Origin of the sequence: Streptomyces sp. NPDC005533 (genome assembly GCF_042871845.1) — a bacterium.
Classification (GTDB): Bacteria; Actinomycetota; Actinomycetes; order Streptomycetales; family Streptomycetaceae; genus Streptomyces.
This window is the reverse complement of record NZ_JBIAJH010000194.1, coordinates 1-1,250: the sequence shown is the minus strand read 5'-3', so window position 1 is coordinate 1,250 and position 1,250 is coordinate 1. Positions and strand designations below refer to the sequence as shown.

1 protein-coding gene is annotated in these 1,250 nt (G+C 63.0%); it reads left to right on the top strand.

Features of this window, described 5'->3' with window-relative positions; translation table 11 throughout:
- Nucleotides 1-102 precede the first annotated feature (102 nt).
- On the top strand, nt 103-1,250 hold a 1,148-nt coding region (locus tag ACFYP3_RS37885; RefSeq protein ID WP_388842674.1), incomplete at its 3' end, for a hypothetical protein.

Sequence of the window (1,250 nt, the reverse complement as noted above, 5' to 3'; positions counted from 1 at the left end):
CAGCTGAACGGGGACGCGAAGACCCTCTGGGAGGGCGCGGAGGACCTCTTGGCCAGGCTGCCGCAGAACGGCAGTGCCGCGACCGCTCTCCAGACCGGGGGCATGAGCGGCCTGAACGACCTCCTGTTCGAGAAGTTCAAGGCCGAGGCCAAAACGATCGCACCGGGTAAAACGGAGTCCGTCAGAAACGACGACTACAGGAACAGTTGGGCCACCTTCGCCGTAACCAAAGCAACCGACCCCGTGTTCGCCAAGGCCAGCGCCGCGTTCGCCAAGGCCAACCAACAGGCCCAGCAAAACAAAACCACCGTCGGGGCCAAGTTCATCAACAGGCTGGGCAGCATACTGGGCGTCCTCAACATCAAGGGTGTCTCCGGCTGGCTGGGCCAGCTCGGCTTCCCCACCGTCGGCATGTACGTCATCCGGGCCGACAAGTTCGGTACGTACATGACCACGCCCCCCCATATCTCGTGGGTCGCCTACCACGACAAGATCAAACCCGCCTCGTCCACCCTCAGCGGCAACATCGCGCCGCAGGAGGGCATGGGGTACTTCACGTGGCGCGACCTGACCACGACCCGCGCTTCAGGCAACCAGGCCCTCTTCAGTTCGGCGCTCAACGCACTCGAGTCGATCGGGTGGGACGCGGCCGCCTCCAGCGACACCATCAAGGGAATTCTGACCAGCCTCAGGAGTATCCACAAGACAGCCACCCAGGCGGACGCCGCCAAACTGGCGCTTCAGCCCAATTTCCGCAAGCTCTTGTGGATGGAGTACGCCGCCAATCAGAGCCAGCCGGGCCTCACCTCCACGCCCTACTACTCGGCGGGGTGGGCGATGAGGGATACCTTCGCAAAGTTACCCACGATAGACACGACATGGAGGAAAAGCACCTACTCTGTCATCTCCGCGCTGGAGAACGCAGCGCGGAAAGGCCTGGCAGCGGGCGGTAACGCAGGCGGTTACACGGACGGCCCACCGGTGTGGAGCCAGGAGGCTTCGGACATGTACGACGCGGTTACCAGCGCCGTGTGGTACGGGCCCACCTTCTCGCACGCGCAGCAGGTCCTGCAGCGCATGGCAAAAAATTTCAATTTCGGAACGACCGGCGTCTGGGCCAGTTCGGTACCGAACACGACGGCTGGAACCACGAGCCCGTACGTGCAGATCGCCGCTGCCGTTCTCGCCAACGCGAAGGGCAACCTGCAGGAGGCGTTCAAAACGATCGACCTTCTGGCAATAACCTACGG